Origin of the sequence: Bacillus sp. B19-2, from assembly GCF_022832475.1 — a bacterium.
In the GTDB taxonomy this organism is placed as follows: domain Bacteria; phylum Bacillota; class Bacilli; order Bacillales; family Bacillaceae; genus Bacillus; species Bacillus paralicheniformis.
The window spans coordinates 21,666-38,766 of record NZ_JALHKQ010000002.1; the positions used below are offsets into that span (position 1 = coordinate 21,666).

Genomic DNA, 17,101 nt, shown 5'->3' on the forward strand with positions numbered 1-17,101 from the left:
AGCTGTCTCTTTTTTTATGCTTTGGATGAAACGATTTGGTCAGGCGGAAAAATTACTTTACTAAAAGAAGATATGATAATTTATTTTATTATATTGATATAATTAATTCGTTTGAATGAGAAAAGTCGAAAGGGGATTCATGAATTTTTATAGAGGACCGGCAATATAGTGTCATAAGCGGAGAAACAAGCTTAAAAACTATATTGCTGGGGTGAGCAAATCGTGTGGAGAGCCGGGATGAAGTGGATGCTTCTTATTTTAGGAAGCTTAATAGGTGCGGGATATGCGTCCGGCCAGGAAATATGGCAGTTTTTTGGTGATGAAAGCGGACTGGCTATCCTGTTGTTTACGATCATGTTCAGCCTGTCAACTTATATTGTGATGAAGATCAGCTACGAACAAAAATCAGAGCATTTTCTGCCTGTGCTCGAAACATTAATCGGTCCGCTGCTGGCTAAAGTATACGATGTGCTGATCATCCTGTACTTGTTTACGACGACGATTGTGATGATTGCAGGTGGCGGGGTAACGCTGCAAATTTTTCATATCCCGTTTTGGACTGGCGTCATCTTGTTTTGTTTATGCACAGGGTTGTTGTTTTTCTGGGGGCTTAATGGCATATTGTCCGTTAACAGCTACTTAATCCCGATTTTGGTGGCTGGGCTGCTGTATGCGCTGATTTCTTTTCAAACCGCTCATCATCAGCCGTGGCTGCTCAATTTGACTCATCAATACAACTGGCCTGCCGGCATCGCATTCACTTCGCTGAACATATTATCTGTTGTCGCTGTATTGTCTGCGGTCGGCAAAGAGATGAAGGGAGTCGGAGAAGCGAAGATTGCCAGCATATTAAGCGGCCTGGTGTTTGGCGCTATTTCATACATGTACAATGAGACCCTTGTTGAGCTTGCCGGTGAACTGGCCCATTATGAAATTCCTTTATTCGCGGTTTTGGAGGGCGCGCCTTTTCCGATTTTTATTTTTATGACGGCTGTTCTTTGCGTCGCGATCTACACAACGACGATCTCGAGCATTCTCGGGCTGTCCAGCCGTTTTCTGTCACTTGTAAACTGGCCGAGATGGGTAATCGTCCTCCTGCTTCTGTCGATCATGGTGCCTTTTACATCAATCGGCTTTTCAAATTTAATCGCTTTTTTATATCCAATTTATGGGCTGTTAAATTTGTATTTATTGGTAAATATTTTACTCTATCCGATTTTAAGTAAATGGAAATAAATATATTTATGGTTATGAAGAATTGCTCTTTCGCCGTGGTTTTTTGTACAATAAGATCACAACAAGGAAGCAAAGAGGTGAACGATGTTGGCCGATAAAGAATTTGGCCTGAATGACGTGGTCGAAATGAAAAAGCCGCATCCCTGCGGGACGAACCGCTGGAAGATCATTCGGATGGGAATGGATATCCGGATCAAGTGCGAGGGCTGTTCACACAGTGTCATGATCCCGCGTAAAGAGTTTCAAAGAAAGCTGAAAAAGATATTAGTTAAGCATGAGGAGTCCGAATCTTAATTTTTGCGGACCCCCTCATGCTTTTTTTTCGATCTCAACGAAAAAAAGAATTTTCACCTAGATTGTATGCTTGAAAAGCAAGTTTTGTCAGCTTGTCTTTTACTGTAATCATCCTTATAATTGTTGCAGGTTTAACATTTACGACTACACATGGATGTTCATTATAGAGGAGATGAAACAATGGCTTTAACAGCTGGGATTGTTGGTTTGCCTAACGTTGGGAAATCAACCTTATTTAATGCAATTACTCAGGCCGGGGCAGAATCGGCCAATTACCCGTTTTGTACGATTGATCCAAACGTCGGAATCGTAGAGGTTCCTGATGAGCGTCTGCAAAAGCTGACAGAGCTTGTCAATCCGAAGAAGACGGTCCCTACCGCATTTGAATTCACCGATATCGCCGGCATTGTAAAAGGAGCATCAAAAGGAGAAGGGCTTGGAAACAAGTTCCTGTCCCACATCCGCCAAGTGGATGCAATCTGCCATGTTGTCCGCTGTTTTGCCGACGACAATATCACGCACGTGTCCGGGAAAGTAGATCCGATTTCAGATATCGAGACGATCAACCTTGAGCTGATACTGGCTGACCTTGAAACCGTTGAGAAGCGGATCGGCCGGGTCGGAAAGATGGCCAAGCAAAAAGACAAAGAAGCCGTGTTTGAATTTGAGATTTTGACAAAGTTAAAAGAGGCCTTTGAACAGGAAAAGCCGGCCCGTTCTGTCGAGTTCTCAGAAGAGCAGCAAAAGGTGTTGAAGCAGCTTCATCTGCTGACGACAAAACCTGTCTTATATGTAGCGAATGTCAGCGAGGATGAAGTGGCTGATCCTTCAGGAAACGAGTACGTCCAGAAGGTCCGGGAATTTGCTGCTGCTGAAAACGCGGAAGTCATCGTCGTCTGCGCCAAAATTGAGTCCGAAATCGCAGAGCTTGAAGGCGAAGAGAAGGCAATGTTCCTTGAAGAACTCGGCATCGAAGAATCCGGTTTGGATCAGCTGATTAAAGCGTCCTACTCCCTCCTTGGACTCGCCACTTATTTTACAGCGGGAGAACAGGAAGTCAGAGCCTGGACATTTAAAAAGGGAATGAAAGCCCCTGAATGTGCGGGTATCATCCATACGGACTTTGAACGCGGATTTATCCGTGCGGAAACAGTCGCTTACGACGATCTGCTGGAGGCGGGAAGCATGGCCGCAGCAAAAGAGGCCGGAAAAGTCCGCCTTGAAGGGAAAGAATACATTGTGAAAGACGGCGATGTCATTCATTTCCGTTTCAATGTATAACACAGTTGAAATAGGACAAGAGCTTTGATATAATATAAAATTGTGAGTAATAGGATTATTGCTCCTTGCCCAATATAATGGGCCGCTTAGTCCAAAAGGAGGTGCAAATACAAATGAGAAAGTACGAAATCATGTACATCATCCGCCCAGACGTTGATGAAGAGTCTAAAAAGGCTGTTGTTGAGCGTTTTAACAACATTTTAACAACTAACGGTGCGGAGGTCACTGAAACAAAAGATTGGGGAAAACGCCGTCTTGCGTACGAAATCAACGATTTCCGCGACGGATTCTACCAAATCTTAAACGTTCAAGCTGGTGCTGAAGCAGTTCAAGAATTTGACCGTTTAGCTAAAATCAGTGATGACATCATTCGCCACATCGTGGTTAAAGAAGAAGAATAAACAGAATTGAATTATATACTCTAAAGCAAAAGGATGGTCTCTCAATATGCTTAACCGAGTTGTTTTAGTCGGCAGACTGACAAAGGACCCAGAGCTTCGTTATACTCCAAGCGGTGCAGCTGTTGCCACCTTTACGCTTGCTGTCAATCGTACGTTTACGAATCAGCAGGGTGAACGTGAAGCTGATTTCATCAACTGTGTTGTCTGGAGAAGACAAGCCGAAAACGTTGCGAATTTCCTTAAAAAAGGAAGTCTTGCGGGTGTAGATGGACGTTTGCAAACGCGCAGCTATGAAAATCAGCAAGGACAGCGTGTATACGTCACGGAAGTTCAAGCTGAAAGTGTTCAATTTCTGGAGCCTAAAGGCGGCGGTTCTGGTTCAGGCGGTTACAGCGGAGGCCAGGGAGGCCAACACTTTGGCGGCGGACAGAATGAACCGGCTCCATTCGGCGGCAGTCAAAACAATCAGAATCGCAATCAAGGCAACAGCTTCAATGACGATCCATTCGCAAACGATGGAAAGCCGATTGACATCTCTGATGACGACTTGCCATTTTAATGGATGACGGACGAATAAAAAAACAGAATAGAAAGGAGGGAAATAACGATGGCAGGAGGACGCAGAGGCGGTCGTGCGAAACGCCGTAAGGTGTGTTATTTCACTTCTAACGGCATTACGCACATCGACTACAAAGATGTAGATCTTCTTAGAAAATTTATCTCTGAGCGCGGTAAAATCTTACCACGCCGTGTAACAGGAACAAGCGCGAAATACCAACGTAAATTGACTGTTGCAATCAAACGCGCTCGTCAAATGGCTTTACTTCCATACGTAGCAGGCGAGTAAGCCGATAAAAGGAACAAGACCCAATACGGTCTTGTTCTTTTTTTATCATCAAAAGCCAGTCCGTTTTCTGCGGCATTCAGGTTTCTTGCTTGCCAATCTGAATCCGTTTGATGTCGCCGAGGACTGCAAGGTAGAACACGAGTCCAAGCAGTAATACAAATCCGGCTACTAAAAAGCTGAGCGTAAATGAACCGGTCACATCGACCAGATAACCTGTTAAAGAAACCGCGATAATCCCTCCGAATAAGTTATTTGCCAAATTGACCATTGAGCTGAGCAGAGAGATGGAACCAGCCGGTGCAATATCAGCTGATATCGACCAGCCGACAGGCGCAGTCGCAGATATTCCGGCTAAGCCGACGGAAATGCAGATGATCGCGATCGTGATGTTGTGCGTGAAGACAGCTCCCAAAAAGGCAAATCCAAGGCTCATGCCGATTGCGATAATGGTCTGGTACACTTTTGTATTCGAATGCCCCTTTTGAATTAAAAAATCGACGAGCCATCCGCCCACTACGATTCCGGAAACCGTCGATATCAGCCAGGGAACCGCTGTAAACAGCCCTGATGACATAATATCCATTCCGTATGTTTCTTTAAAGAAAGTCGGGAGCCAGGTTAAGAGCAGGTTGAATGTATAACCGTAACCCGTGAATCCGATCATCAGCCCCCATGCTTTGCGGTTTGCCAGCATTGCTTTTAAAGCAATGAGCGTCCGTTCCGTGATGTCTTCCTCTGATACGGCATTATGCTTTTGAATATAATGAAGCTCTTCTTTTGAGATTCGTTTGTGCCGATCGGGTTGTTCATAATACATCCAGAAAAATACGGTGAACAGTACATTGATGATTCCGATCGTTAAAAAAGCGGCTCGCCAGTCAAATGTCGTGACTAAAAAGGCAACGAGAGGTGCGCCGATGACATTTGCGAACTTGGCTGCCGAGTCAAACAGAGAATTGGCAAGACCGCGCTCATTTGGCGGAAACCATAATGCCGTGGCTTTGGAAGCGGCAGGAAATGCTGAAGCACTCGTCAGCCCGATTAAAAATCTGACAATATAAAGAAGCAATTTCCCCTGTAAAAAAGCCAATATAATGGTTAGAAAACTCCATACGGTCATTCCGATCCTTGTTACCCAGGCAACGCCGTACTTGTCCAAGAGACTCCCGACCGGAATCTGCATCAGCGTGTATGAGTAGGTATAGATGGAAAAGACGATGCCTAATTGGGTTGCCGTCAATTGAAAGGAATCCTGTATCGCAGGAGCCGCGACTGAAATGGCAACACGGTCAAAGTAATTTAAAATGATCATGCTGCTTAATAAAGAAGAAATATACCATCTTGTATGCCCCGGTCGTTTTTCCAGCTCTTGCGCCATATTGAAACCTCCTCTAATGATTAGATTGGACTCTTTTCAAAATTACATTCTTAATTTCTTCGTGTTCATTTCCACGGGATTGCGGGGAGTAAACGGCCGCGGAAAAAAAACCATATAGACATTTTGATACAAGTTTGCTAAAGTGAAACATGTTAAAAACAGATGGCTTCTATGAGAGTTAGAAGCAAATGATTACGAACGAGGTGTTGAATCTTTGAATGTTAAACAATTAAATAGCGAATGGTTTTCTAATGTACGGGGGGATATCCTTTCGGGTATCGTCGTAGCGCTTGCTCTCATTCCTGAAGCCATAGCGTTTTCCATCATTGCGGGTGTAGACCCGATGGTCGGTTTGTACGCATCTTTTTGTATTGCCGTTGTCATTTCCTTTACGGGCGGCCGTCCGGCGATGATATCAGCTGCGACTGGGGCGATGGCTCTTTTGATGGGATCTTTGGTCAGGGATCACGGGCTTGATTATTTATTTGCTGCTACGATTTTAACGGGAATCATCCAATTGATATTTGGGGTGCTGAAGATTGCGCGCTTTATGAAATTTATTCCGCGGTCGGTTATGGTAGGTTTCGTAAATGCGCTCGCCATTTTAATCTTTATGGCGCAGGTTCCTCATTTTGTTGGAGTTTCGAATATGACGTATGTTGTGGTCGGGATTACGTTGTTGATTATTTATGTTCTTCCCCGCTTTACAAAAGCCGTTCCATCTGCACTTGTTGCCATTATTGCGATGACTGTATTTGCTATTTTTGGCCATTTTGATCTCCGCACTGTCGGTGATTTGGGAGAAATGAAGCAATCATTGCCTGCTTTTATGATTCCCAATATTCCTTTCAATTTTGAGACGTTGGCCATTATTTTTCCAACAGCCTTTGCGCTTTCCATCGTCGGCTTGCTTGAGTCATTATTAACCTCTTCTATTGTTGATGATATGACAGATACGGAAAGCGATAAAAACAGGGAAAGCCGCGGACAGGGCATCGCCAACATTGTCGCCGGATTTTTCGGTGGCATGGCGGGATGCGCGATGATCGGCCAGTCTGTGATCAATGTGAAATCTGGAGGAAGAGGCCGCTTGTCCACTTTTGTTGCCGGCGTTTTCTTAATGTTTTTGATCTTGGTGCTGGGCGACTGGGTCGTACAGATTCCGATGGCGGCCTTGGCTGGTGTGATGATTATGGTATCGATCGGTACGTTTGACTGGTCTTCGTTCAGCATGTTGAGAAAGGTGCCGCTGACAGATTCCATTGTCATGCTTGTGACCGTTATTACCGTTGTGGCGACCCACGATTTATCAAAAGGGGTTTTTGCCGGCGTTATTTTGAGCGCGATCTTCTTTGTGGCGAAAATCTCCAAATTGAAAATTGAAGAAAAGTCAGAAGAACATGCGGTCAAGTACATCATTAAAGGGCAAGTTTTCTTTGCATCTGTTCAAGATTTCGTAAAGTCTTTTAAAACAGATGAGCAAACGAAAAAGGTCATTCTTGATTTTTCAGAGGCCCATATATGGGATGATTCCGCTGTGGCGGCTATCGATAAAGTCGTTTTGAAAATGAAAGATCAGGGAATAGACGTTGACTTGATTGGTTTAAATGAGTCCAGCTGGAAGCTGGTCGAAAAACTGGCAACTTATGATCAGCCTCATCGTTCAGTGTCAAATCACTAAGAAACGGGTGATGAAGGGTGTATAAAAATATATTGCTGGCTGCTGACGGCTCAAAGCATTCTGAAAGAGCGGCCGATCATGCGATTCATTTGGCTTCCATGTCAAAGCAGGCGGTCGTCGACGTTATTTATGTATTGGATTATGCGAAAGCAAAACACGAAGTTCTGCATAGCGAAAACCGTGCAGAACTCGAACGTGAACGGCGCAGCAGGCTGCTGTCGATAGAAAATAAATTCAAACAATCGGCCGTTCCCTATCAAATGACGATGCAGCACGGGGATCCGGGCCCGACGATCGTATCGTACGCCAACCATCATGAGGTGGATATCGTGATTATCGGAAGCAGGGGGCTGAACACTTTGCAGGAAATGGTGCTGGGAAGTGTCAGCCATAAAGTGGCGAAAAGAGTGAAGTGTCCGGTTTTAATTGTAAAATAGCCTAAAACAGAGCCAGTGAGGATCCTATCCTTGCTGGCTTTTTTTATCTCATCGATATCGCTTTTTGGGCGTGCATGGCGTCGCCTTTTAGCAGGTCAACGAGATTATAGGCGGGATATAAGCCTTTCTGGTACATAAAATAAAAAATTTGTTCATGCAATTTAATAGCCGCATTGATTTGTTTAACAAACACTCTTCTGAGCTCGGGCGTCGCCGTTTCCGTGATCGCAATCGCATAGTTTCGAACGGTCGTTTTCGCCAGTACCAACAGATCACCCGCATCAAAATACAGGTCGGCCCGTTCTTCCTCCCGATGAAATGCCGGAGCTTTTGGCAAAAAGGGAAGAAGCTCCCGTAAATTTTGCTCCAATGCCTTCGCTGAAACACTGTAAAGCTGTCTTAACTGAGGATCGCTGATTTTTTTCATGCTTTTCTTGATCTTGACCAATCCGACAGACTGGGCCGCGATCAGTTCATGCAACTCCATCGTTTCATGCCAAGCCAATGTTTTTGTTGTCATGCATATTCTCCTTTATTGCTTTTTCTCAGCATATGCCCATTGCCGTCTAAAGGTTAATAGAAGAATCAGAGGGACGTTTTAGACCGTTTTGGAAAGGGGAAATCAAATCATACGGGATTTTTGCATCTAAGTGACAACAATGAGAGGTGATCAATGTGTTGGATGTGTTGAAGGACTTTTTTCTATTCTTGAGCGGCGGGCTTCGCGTGACGCTTCTGATCGCAATTTTGATTATATTGTTGTTGATCAGAAAAGCGAGAAAGAAAAATAAAGAGAAGTCGGGGTTTCTCGACTGACAGTGTTTCACATGGAACATTTACTCGTTTTCTCAAGCCTTATGATCGTTTTACTTGCGATTTGACCTTATGTTAGAATAAAGAAACAATGAGAGAAGGCCGAGACCTGCTCATCTCATCGTCTTTATTTGAAAATGAAATTTTCGGCGTTAGAAAAGAGCAGTCGTCTATGCTGCTCTTTTTGATTCATGACATTTAAACATACGAGGTGAACAAGTGAAACAAACAAGAGCTTTAGTAGAAGGCGCTATCATGGTCAGTATTTTTGCCGTTTTGCTGATGATCAGCCTCTATATTCCTTTCGTCGGAACCATTCTTGTATTGACGCTGCCGCTGCCTGCCATGGTTCAAACAATCAGGTACGGTCTAAAGCCGGGGATTTCGGTAGGATTGGTCAGTTTACCCGTTTCGTTGATTGCCGGTTCCTTAGGCGGACTGATGTTTGCTATTCCGGTAAGTGCTGCGGGGGTGATCATGGGCTTTTTCTACAGAAGAAAAGAGCCAGCCCAAGCGATTGCTGCAGCAGCCGTTACATACATGATTTCGCTCGTGCTGCTGCTTTTCATCAGCATTCAGTTTCTTGGGTTAAACTTAATAGAGACGGCCAATCAAGCATATAATGAAACAATCAAAACCTTTGAATCAAGTATCAAACAGTTTGGAAATGATAAAGAAGCGGCTAAACAGATCGAATTGCTGAATGAACAATTCAAACAGGCGCAATATTTATATCCGACAGCCATTGTGATATTTTCCGGAATCACCGCGTTTTTGAATCACCTGCTCGCTAAGCCGGTGCTTCGGCGCATCATCCAAATACCGTCCTTGAAACCGTTCAGGGATATGAGGCTTCCGCAAAGCATGATTTGGATCTATTTATTGACGATTCTTCTGTCGCTTGCTCCCGTTGAAGAGGGCAGTATATATTACTCCATTCTGCTAAATGCGAGTCTCATCATGGGCTTTGTCTTGATCATTCAAGGGTTTTCATTTGTGTTTTACTTTTGCCATGCCAAGAAACTGCCAACTGTCCTGCCGGTTCTTTTTTTAATTATCGGGTTGTTTTCGCCCCTGATGTACCTTGTTCGCATCTTAGGTATAATTGACATAGGCTTTAACTTGAGAGAAAGAGTAAAAAAATCGTAGCCACGATGTTCTCCAATGGTGAGGAGTTGATTTGAGTGCCAAGTTTTTATGAAAAACCGTTATTTCGATACCCCATATATTCTTTAATCGTCGTCACAATCATTTCTGTCCTCATCAACATTTATTTTAATTGGGTGGCAGGAGCGGCCGGCGTTCTGATTCTGGGTGTCATATTGTACTTTTTGAGACGGGCGGACTCCCAAATCAGAAAAGAGCTGGACGATTATATATCGACGCTGTCTTACCGTCTGAAAAAAGTCGGGGAAGAGGCGCTGCTCGAAATGCCGATCGGGATCATGCTGTTTAACGATCAGTACTATATCGAGTGGGCCAATCCTTTTATGGCGTCATGCTTTAATGAAAATACGCTCGTCGGCCGGTCGCTTTATGATACTTGTGAATCTGTCGTCCCTTTGATTAAGCAGGAAGTGGACACAGAAACGATTACGCTGAATGAGCGGAAATTTAATGTGGTCATCAAACGGGAAGAAAAGCTGCTTTATTTCTTCGATGTCACAGAGCAGACGCAGATTGAGAGACAATACGAAAATGAAAGAACGGTCCTTGCCTACATCTTTCTCGATAATTACGACGATGTGACACAAGGGCTTGATGACCAGACAAGAAGCTCGATAAACAGTGAAGTGACATCGCTTTTGAACCAGTGGGCCCAAGAGTACGGCATTTTCTTAAAACGGGTTTCCTCTGAGCGGTTTATCGGAGTATTAAACGAACACATTTTAAGCGAGCTTGAAGCATCAAAGTTTTCGATCCTTGATGAAGTTCGGGAGAAGACATCCGTTCATACGATCTCCTTGACGTTAAGCATCGGAATCGGTGCATCTGTTGCATCATTGAAAGAGCTCGGCGACTTGGCGCAATCCAGCCTTGACCTGGCGCTGGGACGCGGAGGAGATCAGGTGGCAATCAAGCAGCCGAACGGGAAAGTGAAGTTTTACGGCGGCAAGACGAATCCGATGGAAAAACGGACGCGCGTCAGAGCCCGGGTCATTTCACACGCCCTCAAGGAAATTGTCTCTGAAAGCAGCAATGTGATTATCATGGGTCATAAGTTTCCCGATATGGATTCGATCGGATCAGCCATCGGGATTTTGAAGGTCGCTCAAGCAAACGGCAAAGACGGTTTTGTCGTGATCGACTCCAATCAGATCGGTTCAAGCGTTCAAAGACTGATCGGGGAAATTAAAAAATACGAAGAACTGTGGTCCAGGTTTATTACGCCGGAAGAGGCGCTTGAGATTGCGAAAGACGACACGCTGCTCGTGATCGTTGATACACATAAGCCTTCCTTTGTCATTGAAGAAAGGCTGGTCAATAAAATTGAAAATATCGTCGTTATCGATCATCATAGAAGAGGGGAAGAGTTTATTAAAGACCCGCTGCTCGTCTATATGGAGCCGTACGCTTCATCTACAGCGGAGCTTGTGACAGAGCTGCTCGAGTACCAGCCGAAGCGCTTAAAAATTAACATGATCGAAGCAACAGCCCTTTTGGCCGGGATTATTGTCGATACGAAGAGCTTCTCGCTGCGCACCGGTTCCCGTACGTTCGATGCGGCGTCATATTTGCGCGCAAAAGGCGCTGACACCGTATTGGTGCAAAAATTTTTAAAAGAAACAGCCGATCATTATATTAAAAGGGCGAAGTTGATTCAGCATACCGTTTTCTATCAAAACGGCATCGCCATCGCATCGCTGCCGGACGATGAGGCGGACGAGTATTTTGACCAGGTTATCATTGCGCAAGCCGCGGATTCTCTCCTGTCCATGAGCGATGTCGAAGCGTCATTTGCTGTGGCGAGAAGAGATGAGAATACAGTATGCATCAGTGCGAGGTCGCTCGGCGAAGTGAATGTTCAAATCATCATGGAAGCGCTCGAGGGCGGCGGTCATTTAACCAATGCCGCGACACAGCTGACCGATATCACGGTTGAGGAAACGCTCCGCCGACTGAAAGAAGCGATTGACGAGTATTTCGAAGGAGGCATTCAGAAATGAAGGTAATTTTCTTACAGGATGTTAAAGGCAAAGGGAAAAAAGGCGAAGTGAAAAATGTAGCAGATGGATACGCGCACAACTTTTTGATCAAAAAAGGGCTGGCTGTTGAAGCGACATCCTCCAATATCAGCGCGCTTGAAGGCCAGAAGAAAAAAGAGAAGAAAGAAGCCGCTGAAGAACTGAAACACGCGAAAGAGCTGAAAAAACAACTTGAGGACATCACGGTGGAACTTTCAGCCAAGTCCGGAGAAGGCGGCCGTCTATTCGGCTCCGTGACAAGCAAACAAATCGCGGATGCGCTGCAAAAAAGCCATCAGTTAAAGATCGACAAACGTAAAATCGAATTAAACGATGCGATTCGCTCATTGGGATATACAAATGTTCCCGTGAAACTCCATCCAGAAGTACAAGCAACACTGAAAGTTCACGTGAAAGAGCAATCATAAAATAACAAAGCCCCTTCATGCAGTGCAGAAGGGGCTTATTTTTTATTCTGTGCGTTTTCTCATTTCATTCGCCAAGAATTCAACGTCTGTACCGATGATCACCTGTACATCGTGCTGATTGAGCTTCACGAATCCTTTTGCTCCCATAGCTTTCATCGCGCTTTCATCCAGTTTGGAAGCATCGCGGACCTTGAGGCGGAGGCGGGTTACACAATTGTTCAGCGTCTCAATGTTTTCTTTTCCGCCAAGCGCTTCGATGTATTTGTCCGCAAGGGTATCGTATTTGGACGATCCTGTGTCAGGGCTGACAGGTGTGTTTTCCTGGTCATCGTCCTCCTCTCGGCCAGGCGTTTTCAAATTGAGCTTCGTAATCAGGAAATAAAAGATGACGAAATAAATAATGCCGTATACAAGACCGACCGGCAGCAATAGCAGCGGCTTTGTGGCGATTCCAAAGTTTAAAAGGTAGTCGATCGTCCCGGCTGAAAAGGTAAAGCCGTGGTGGATGCCGAGCATATTGGTTACGGTCATGGCGCTTGCGGTTAACAAGGCGTGAATACCGAAGAGCAGCGGCGACAGGAACATGAATGTGAACTCAATCGGCTCCGTGATACCGGTTAAAAATGATGTGAACGCCAATCCGATTAGCAATCCGGCCGTTGCTTTGCGGCGATGCTTTTTCGCGGCGGCGATCATTGCCAGACATGCCGCAGGGAGACCGAACATCATGATCGGGAAGAACCCTGTCATAAAGGCGCCGGCGCTTGGATCTCCGGCAAAGAACCGGTTCATGTCTCCCGTTTTGCCAGCAAATTCTCCAAAGACCATCCAAACCATATTGTTTAAAATGTGATGAAGGCCTAGCGGCAGGAGCAGCCTGTTTAAAAGACCGAATATGCCGACTCCCAATGCCCCCGCATGAATGATCCAGCCGCCAATGGCGTCAATGGCCTGCTGTGCGTAAATCCAGACGAAGCCGAAAATGCCTGCAAGAATGATGGAACAGAAGGCTGTCATAATCGGAACGCTGCGTTTTCCGCCGAAAAACCCGAGCCAGTCAGGCAGTTTTGCATCTTTAAAGCGGTTATACATGACGGCGGCGACGACACCTGAAATAATCCCGCCGAGAACGCCCATGTTCAGGTCCTTATTGATGGCTGCTAAGCCGCCTGTCAGGACAAAATAACCGATGGCTCCGGACAGTGCGGCGGCCCCGTGGCCATCCTTTGACAACCCGATTGCAACGCCTATCGCAAAGATGATCGGCAGTTGGTCAAGAATCGATTGTCCTGAAGCGGCGATAAACGGAATGTTTAACAGGTCTTCTCTTCCCAGCGCAAGCAGGAGGCCCGCAGCAGGAAGAACGGCAATCGGCAGCATGAGCGCGCGGCCGATATTTTGAAGAAATCCCAACATAGTTAAAACCCCTTTCGATGATATTGAATCGCTTTTTTCAAATGTCCATTTTCATGGGATAAACAGCGGCGGGCATCTTCAAGTGTTCCGTTTGTCAACACCATAAAGATCGCTGCCTTGATGTCATTGCCGCTTTCTTTTAAAGCTTGCTGGGCCTCATTCTGTGATAATCCGGTGGTATTCATCAGAATGGTGACAGCGCGCCCGGCCAATTTTTGATTGAGCAGTCTCATATTCACCATCTCGTTTTGATAGACGCGGCCAAGCCTCGCCATTGCAGCTGTTGACAGCATGTTCAAGATCATTTTTTGAGCGGTTCCTGCTTTCAGCCGCGTTGAACCGCGGATAATTTCCGGTCCTGTTTGCACCTCAATCGCGATATCGCTTAATTTGCCCGCTTCTGTATCGGCGTTGCAGCTGATCGAAACAGAAGCGGCTCCGAGCTGTTTGGCATAGGATAATGCGCCGAGGACATAAGGTGTCGAGCCGCTCGCTGTGACGCCGATTAAGACATCATCTTCCGAGAATGATTGCGCTTTCAGTTCGGCGACGATTTTTTCACGGTCATCTTCATTTTCTTCAAGAGGTCTCCACATCGCGTCATATCCGCCGGCGATAAGACCGGTCCAACGGCTTTCGTCAATAGAGAAGGTCGGCGGCAGTTCTGCGGCATCAAGAACTGCGATTCTGCCGCTTGTGCCGGCGCCAGCTGTAAACACTCTTCCGCCTTGCTTAAAGCGGCTGACAATCGTATCCGCCGCCTCGGCGATCAGGGGAAGGCAGGGCGTAATGGTGCGAGGAACTGTATAGTCTTCCTCATTCATCAAGGTGACGATATCTAAAGCATTCATTTCATCAAGTGCTTTGCTTTTGTCGTTCGTATCTTCTGTCTTCCTCATTGTTCTTTCCTCTTCATATCGATGACGAATTTATAGCGGTCGCCTCTGTAAATGGATTTGACCACTTCAAACGGTCTGCCGTCGTCCAAATAGCTCAAACGTTCGATGAGCAGGACGGGTGCGCCTTCCTCGATGTCGAGAGGCTCGCTCTCTGCCGGAGAGGCAATCGCCGGCTCGAGTGTTTGTGCGGCGCGGTCAATCGTAAGGGAGAGCTTATTTTCGACATAGTCGTACAAAGATGCGCTCATAATGTCTTCTGTCAGGCCGTTGATGAGGTCGGCGGGCAAATAGGAGATTTCATAAGCCATCGGGATGTCGTCTGCGAGACGGATCCGTTTGACTTCATAGACGGAAGCCCCTTCATGTATCTCCAGTTTGCGTGCTGTGCTCTGGTCACACGGAATGACGCCGAAGCCGAGCATTTTTGTGCCGGGTCTCATGCCTCTTGATTTCATGTCCTCGGAAAAGCTTGTCAATCCTTTGAGAGGCTGCTCAATTTTAGGCTCGGCAATAAATGTTCCTTTTCCCCGCTGCCGGACGAGAATGCCTTCATTAACGAGGTTGTTGACCGCCTGCCGGACAGTCATCCTGCTTACCTCATATTTTTCTGCGAACTCTCTTTCAGAAGGAATGAGGTCGCCGGGCTTCAAATCTTTTGTTTCGGCAAGCTTTTTAATCTCGGTCTCAATCTGATAGTAAATCGGAATGTGGGAATCTTTTTTGATCAAAAGGCCATACCCCTTTCTTTCACGATTGATAAAGCATCGCTGTCCGCTATGATGACGACGTTCTGGTGTGTTTTTAAGACAGAAGCGGGCGTGTCTTCATTTGGTTCTTCACTGAGCAGCTTCGCCAGGATGCCCGCTTTTTTCTCTCCTGAAACGAGCAGCAGGATCTGCTTGCTTTTCATGATCGTGGAAATGCCCATCGTTATGGCTTGCGACGGGACGGCGTCATAGGAATCAAAATAACGGGCATTGGCTTCTTTCGTTGATTGTGTCAGTTCGACTGTATGCGTTTTCGATGAAAACGGGGTGCCCGGTTCGTTAAACCCGATGTGGCCGTTCAAGCCGAGGCCGAGCACTTGGAGATCAATGCCTCCAAGCCGTTCGATCAGCGCTTCATAGCGGCTGCATTCGGCATCGAGGTCACAAGCCATCCCGTCCGGAAGATGGGTATGGCTGAGCGGAATGTCAATGTGATCGAAAAGCTGTTTTTTCATATAGAATGTATAGCTGTTTTCATGATCCGGGGAAACGCCGACATACTCGTCTAAGTTAACGGTATAGACGTGCTTGTAAGTCGTTTTGTTATGCGCATGGTCTTCCCTTAAAACCTGATATGTGCCGAGAGGCGTTCCTCCGGTTGCAAGGCCGAGAACAGGCGCAGATAAGCGGTTTACTTTCTCGATGATGAGTCGGGCGGCCGTTTGGCTCATGTCCTGATAATTTTTAGCTTCAATGATTTTCATGGTGAAACCTCCCTTTTGCTGAAAGCAATCACGCCTTTGCAAAGCGTCATCACAACTTCATTTTTTTCATTTAGGATGATCAAATCGGCATCTTTCCCGCTCCGTATGCTGCCTTTTCGGTCAAACACATGAAGCTGCTTGGCGGGATTGACCGCTGTCATGTAGACGATATCTTCGAGTGAACATCCTGTAAAATCGATCATGTTCAGAGCCGCCTGGTTCATCTTCAAGATGCTGCCGGCAAGCGTACCATCCTGTAAGACGGCTTTTTCGCCTTTCACGAACACCTCCTGTCCGCCTAATGTATAGGTTCCATTTTTCAAGCATTTTGCGCGCATCGCATCCGTAATTAAAATGATGCCTTCTTTCTGTTTTTGCTGAAATGCGAGCTTGACGACGGCAGGGTGAACATGAATGCCGTCGGCAATGACTTCGGCCTTCAGTTCATCATGCAAAAGGGCGCTTCCGGCCGTCCCCGGCTCGCGATGGTGCAGCCCCCGCATGCCGTTGAACAAATGGGTGACATGGGAAATGCCGGCCTTAATCCCGTCTGCCATTTCTTTGAGTCCGGCGTCGGAGTGGCCGGCGGAAGCCGTGACACCTGTTTCTTTCAAAAAGGAAATTAGTTCCAAAGACCCTTCCAGCTCTGGCGCAAGTGTGACTAATTTAATGTTATTCCCCGAGATGCGCTGCCATTCTTTAAATAACGAGAGATCCGGCGGGATAATATCATCCGGCGGCTGGGCGCCGCACCGCTTTTCTGAAATAAAAGGTCCTTCTAAGTGAACGCCTAATACTTCGGCAGTTCCGGGCCGGGCGCCGGCTTCCTTATAGCGGTGAACGTTTGCCAGCGCATGCTCGATCGTGGCTTTATCCTGTGTCATCGTCGTGGCCAGGAAGCTTGTCGTTCCTTCTTTCGGCAGGGCTTCGGCCATTGTTTGCAAAGCCTCGGCTGTTCCGTCCATGACATCTGCGCCGTTTGCTCCGTGAATATGAACATCAATCATGCCCGGCAGCACTTTGAAGTTCTCCGGAAATGTCAGCTGTTCTGCCGTTGCGGCGGAAGCGGGAATATCTGTCATTGGTCCGTAAGCCTCGATTTTTCCCCCGTTCGTCAGAAGAAATCCGTCTTCTATCGTTCCATTTTCACTGTAAATATGAAGATGTTTAAACATATAGCGTTGAGAAGGTATAGTTTTCACAGTCAAAAGTCCTTTCTTGAAAACGTTATCATCAGTATAGAACATTACAACTCTAGTTGTCTAGACCATTAAGAGAATTATTTTTGTCAAATCTGATCATACAGCATCACACTGCATTTAGCCGCTGTGTTG

At 46.2% G+C, this 17,101-nt stretch carries 19 protein-coding genes; 12 read left to right on the forward strand and 7 right to left on the reverse strand.

Annotated features, from left to right (window positions below; translation table 11 throughout):
- Window positions 1-222: 222 nt before the first annotated feature.
- The 6 genes from MST20_RS07400 (at window position 223) to rpsR (ending at window position 4,059) form a co-directional block, all read left to right on the forward strand.
- Entirely contained in the window at window positions 223-1,236 is a 1,014-nt protein-coding gene (locus MST20_RS07400) for a YkvI family membrane protein (protein WP_023856802.1), read from the forward strand.
- An 87-nt stretch (window positions 1,237-1,323) separates the two neighbouring features.
- Window positions 1,324-1,530: a DUF951 domain-containing protein gene (locus MST20_RS07405; protein WP_011201785.1), complete on the forward strand. Its 207-nt coding sequence runs from the start codon at window positions 1,324-1,326 to the stop codon at window positions 1,528-1,530.
- Between the two features lie 180 nt (window positions 1,531-1,710).
- The gene (gene ychF / locus MST20_RS07410) at window positions 1,711-2,811 is read left to right on the forward strand and encodes a redox-regulated ATPase YchF (RefSeq protein WP_075751803.1); all 1,101 of its coding nucleotides are present in this window, start codon (window positions 1,711-1,713) and stop codon (window positions 2,809-2,811) included.
- 113 nt (window positions 2,812-2,924) lie between these two features.
- On the forward strand, window positions 2,925-3,212 hold the full coding sequence (rpsF, locus tag MST20_RS07415; RefSeq protein ID WP_020453642.1) for a 30S ribosomal protein S6: 288 nt from the start codon (window positions 2,925-2,927) through the stop codon (window positions 3,210-3,212).
- Between the two features lie 46 nt (window positions 3,213-3,258).
- Window positions 3,259-3,771, forward strand: coding sequence for a single-stranded DNA-binding protein SsbA (ssbA, locus tag MST20_RS07420; RefSeq protein ID WP_003178024.1), 513 nt, complete (start codon window positions 3,259-3,261; stop codon window positions 3,769-3,771).
- Between the two features lie 48 nt (window positions 3,772-3,819).
- The gene (gene rpsR, locus MST20_RS07425; protein ID WP_003178022.1) at window positions 3,820-4,059 is read left to right on the forward strand and encodes a 30S ribosomal protein S18; all 240 of its coding nucleotides are present in this window, start codon (window positions 3,820-3,822) and stop codon (window positions 4,057-4,059) included.
- Between the two features lie 76 nt (window positions 4,060-4,135).
- Here rpsR and MST20_RS07430 read toward each other — a convergent pair whose 3' ends face one another.
- The gene (locus tag MST20_RS07430; protein WP_243941231.1) at window positions 4,136-5,437 is read right to left on the reverse strand and encodes an MFS transporter; all 1,302 of its coding nucleotides are present in this window, start codon (window positions 5,435-5,437) and stop codon (window positions 4,136-4,138) included.
- A 214-nt stretch (window positions 5,438-5,651) separates the two neighbouring features.
- Between MST20_RS07430 and MST20_RS07435 the strand changes: the two genes are divergently transcribed.
- Window positions 5,652-7,118: a SulP family inorganic anion transporter gene (locus MST20_RS07435; protein ID WP_165428562.1), complete on the forward strand. Its 1,467-nt coding sequence runs from the start codon at window positions 5,652-5,654 to the stop codon at window positions 7,116-7,118.
- Window positions 7,119-7,135: 17 nt separating this feature from the next.
- Entirely contained in the window at window positions 7,136-7,555 is a 420-nt protein-coding gene (locus tag MST20_RS07440; protein WP_243941232.1) for a universal stress protein, read from the forward strand.
- A gap of 43 nt (window positions 7,556-7,598) precedes the next feature.
- Here MST20_RS07440 and MST20_RS07445 read toward each other — a convergent pair whose 3' ends face one another.
- Complete coding sequence (locus tag MST20_RS07445) at window positions 7,599-8,075, reverse strand: spore coat protein (protein ID WP_026580413.1); 477 nt, start codon at window positions 8,073-8,075, stop codon at window positions 7,599-7,601.
- A gap of 155 nt (window positions 8,076-8,230) precedes the next feature.
- On the opposite strand from MST20_RS07445, the gene MST20_RS07450 reads away from it, so the two are divergent.
- From MST20_RS07450 to rplI, 4 genes are all read left to right on the forward strand, one after another.
- Window positions 8,231-8,371 (forward strand): hypothetical protein, encoded by a 141-nt coding sequence (locus MST20_RS07450; protein ID WP_020453636.1) that lies wholly within the window; start codon window positions 8,231-8,233, stop codon window positions 8,369-8,371.
- A 216-nt stretch (window positions 8,372-8,587) separates the two neighbouring features.
- A complete protein-coding gene (locus MST20_RS07455) occupies window positions 8,588-9,517 on the forward strand; it encodes a YybS family protein (RefSeq protein ID WP_243941234.1) in 930 nt (309 codons plus the stop codon).
- A 35-nt stretch (window positions 9,518-9,552) separates the two neighbouring features.
- Complete coding sequence (locus tag MST20_RS07460; protein WP_020453634.1) at window positions 9,553-11,535, forward strand: DHH family phosphoesterase; 1,983 nt, start codon at window positions 9,553-9,555, stop codon at window positions 11,533-11,535.
- Window positions 11,532-11,981 (forward strand): 50S ribosomal protein L9, encoded by a 450-nt coding sequence (gene rplI / locus MST20_RS07465; protein WP_020453633.1) that lies wholly within the window; start codon window positions 11,532-11,534, stop codon window positions 11,979-11,981. Before MST20_RS07460 ends, rplI begins: the two co-directional genes overlap by 4 nt.
- A 42-nt stretch (window positions 11,982-12,023) precedes the next feature.
- Here rplI and nagE read toward each other — a convergent pair whose 3' ends face one another.
- Genes nagE through nagA form a run of 5 tightly spaced genes read right to left on the reverse strand, consistent with a single transcriptional unit; the run spans window position 12,024 to window position 17,014 of the window.
- A complete protein-coding gene (gene nagE, locus MST20_RS07470) occupies window positions 12,024-13,397 on the reverse strand; it encodes an N-acetylglucosamine-specific PTS transporter subunit IIBC (protein WP_243941236.1) in 1,374 nt (457 codons plus the stop codon).
- 2 nt (window positions 13,398-13,399) lie between these two features.
- Complete coding sequence (gene murQ, locus MST20_RS07475) at window positions 13,400-14,296, reverse strand: N-acetylmuramic acid 6-phosphate etherase (RefSeq protein ID WP_243941238.1); 897 nt, start codon at window positions 14,294-14,296, stop codon at window positions 13,400-13,402.
- Window positions 14,293-15,024: a GntR family transcriptional regulator gene (locus MST20_RS07480; RefSeq protein WP_243941240.1), complete on the reverse strand. Its 732-nt coding sequence runs from the start codon at window positions 15,022-15,024 to the stop codon at window positions 14,293-14,295. The genes murQ and MST20_RS07480 overlap by 4 nt, the downstream gene beginning before the upstream one ends.
- Window positions 15,021-15,767, reverse strand: coding sequence for a glucosamine-6-phosphate deaminase (nagB, locus tag MST20_RS07485; protein ID WP_165428553.1), 747 nt, complete (start codon window positions 15,765-15,767; stop codon window positions 15,021-15,023). The genes MST20_RS07480 and nagB overlap by 4 nt, the downstream gene beginning before the upstream one ends.
- Window positions 15,764-17,014, reverse strand: a complete 1,251-nt coding sequence (gene nagA / locus MST20_RS07490; RefSeq protein WP_243941242.1) for an N-acetylglucosamine-6-phosphate deacetylase — start codon at window positions 17,012-17,014, stop codon at window positions 15,764-15,766. The genes nagB and nagA overlap by 4 nt, the downstream gene beginning before the upstream one ends.
- Between the last annotated feature and the right edge of the window lie 87 nt (window positions 17,015-17,101).

What these genes read in the sequence shown, in the direction of transcription:
- ychF (WP_075751803.1), top strand. Translation starts at nt 1,711, where the DNA reads ATGGCTTTAACAGCTGGGATTGTTGGTTTGCCTAACGTTGGGAAATCA.
- rpsF (WP_020453642.1), top strand. Translation starts at nt 2,925, where the DNA reads ATGAGAAAGTACGAAATCATGTACATCATCCGCCCAGACGTTGATGAA.
- MST20_RS07445 (WP_026580413.1), bottom strand. Translation starts at nt 8,075, where the DNA reads ATGACAACAAAAACATTGGCTTGGCATGAAACGATGGAGTTGCATGAA.
- nagE (WP_243941236.1), bottom strand. Translation starts at nt 13,397, where the DNA reads ATGTTGGGATTTCTTCAAAATATCGGCCGCGCGCTCATGCTGCCGATT.
- murQ (WP_243941238.1), bottom strand. Translation starts at nt 14,296, where the DNA reads ATGAGGAAGACAGAAGATACGAACGACAAAAGCAAAGCACTTGATGAA.
- ssbA (WP_003178024.1), top strand. Translation starts at nt 3,259, where the DNA reads ATGCTTAACCGAGTTGTTTTAGTCGGCAGACTGACAAAGGACCCAGAG.
- nagB (WP_165428553.1), bottom strand. Translation starts at nt 15,767, where the DNA reads ATGAAAATCATTGAAGCTAAAAATTATCAGGACATGAGCCAAACGGCC.
- MST20_RS07430 (WP_243941231.1), bottom strand. Translation starts at nt 5,437, where the DNA reads ATGGCGCAAGAGCTGGAAAAACGACCGGGGCATACAAGATGGTATATT.
- rpsR (WP_003178022.1), top strand. Translation starts at nt 3,820, where the DNA reads ATGGCAGGAGGACGCAGAGGCGGTCGTGCGAAACGCCGTAAGGTGTGT.
- nagA (WP_243941242.1), bottom strand. Translation starts at nt 17,014, where the DNA reads ATGTTCTATACTGATGATAACGTTTTCAAGAAAGGACTTTTGACTGTG.
- rplI (WP_020453633.1), top strand. Translation starts at nt 11,532, where the DNA reads ATGAAGGTAATTTTCTTACAGGATGTTAAAGGCAAAGGGAAAAAAGGC.